2 protein-coding genes are annotated in these 1,012 nt (G+C 72.2%); one reads left to right on the top strand and one right to left on the bottom strand.

Going from position 1 to position 1,012, the window contains the following annotated elements; translation table 11 throughout:
* Nucleotides 1–164: 164 nt before the first annotated feature.
* Nucleotides 165–611, top strand: a complete 447-nt coding sequence (locus tag ASG29_RS11485) for a hypothetical protein (RefSeq protein ID WP_235532886.1) — start codon at nucleotides 165–167, stop codon at nucleotides 609–611.
* Between the two features lie 196 nt (nucleotides 612–807).
* On the opposite strand, the gene ASG29_RS17580 is transcribed toward ASG29_RS11485, so the two are convergent.
* Nucleotides 808–1,012 (bottom strand): hypothetical protein (locus tag ASG29_RS17580; RefSeq protein ID WP_235532885.1); only part of this gene is annotated, 205 nt, incomplete at its 5' end.

Raw genomic sequence — 1,012 nt, 5'->3', positions numbered from 1 at the left:
CCCGCCGCTGCACAATACGCGCATGACGATCGACGAGGAGGTCATGGCCACCGGCGTCGCGATGCATTGCGCGGTGGCGGAGCGTTTCCTGGAGAACGGCCTCGACTGAGCATCCGTCGGCGGTCGCGCGGCTGCGTGCCGCGACCCGCGCATCGCATGACGGGGTGGACGCGGCGTTCGGCGGGTACGACCTGTCGGACGAGGCGGGCTATCGCGCGTTCCTGATCGCGCACGCGAGGGCGCTGCCCGCAGCGGAACGGCGGATGCGGACGCTGCCGTTCGCGCGCGACCTGCCGGCGCGGACGCCGTTGCTGGCCGCGGATCTGGCCGCGCTGGGGGAGGCGATGCCCGCCCCCCTGCCCTTTCCCGACGCGGACGAGGGCGCGGCATGGGGAACGCTGTACGTGGTGGAGGGATCGCGGCTGGGCGGCGCGATGCTGGCGCGCGCCGTGCCCGCGGGATGGCCCGCGGCCTATCTGGGCGCGGTCCATGCGCCGGGCCAGTGGCGCGCGATCCGGGCGGCGATCGATGCGGCGGACGGCGATCCCGACGCGATGGTCGCGGGCGCGCTGGCGACGTTCGACCTGTATGCGCGCGCGGCGGCGGGGTAGCGAGGTCCGCGCCGCCCGTTCGCCGTGACGACTGTTTCCGTTCGGCCTGAGAGTCGTCGAAGGCCACGCGCCGTCGCCGGTGCTTCGACGACGCTCAGCATGAACGGAGGATAGAAAGCGACGCGCCATCGCATGTGCTTCGAGACGGCACTTCGGCTTCGCTCAGTGCCTCCTCAGCACGAACGGATGGCGCCCGCTATCCTTCCTGGATCGGCGCGGTCAGGACGGCGCGCAGGCCGGGGGCGTTGTCGCGATAGTCGACCGTGCCGTCTATCCGCTGCACCACCGCGTTCATCATGCGGCTGCCGAACCCCTCGCGCGTCGTCGCCTTGCCCACGCCCTGATCCGCGACGACGAGGCGGAGGCGGTTCAGATGCTGGTCCAGCGTCACCGCGATCGGT

Origin of the sequence: Sphingomonas sp. Leaf412 (assembly GCF_001425405.1) — a bacterium.
Taxonomy (GTDB): domain Bacteria; phylum Pseudomonadota; class Alphaproteobacteria; order Sphingomonadales; family Sphingomonadaceae; genus Sphingomonas.
This window is presented reverse-complemented; position numbering and strand designations above follow the sequence as displayed.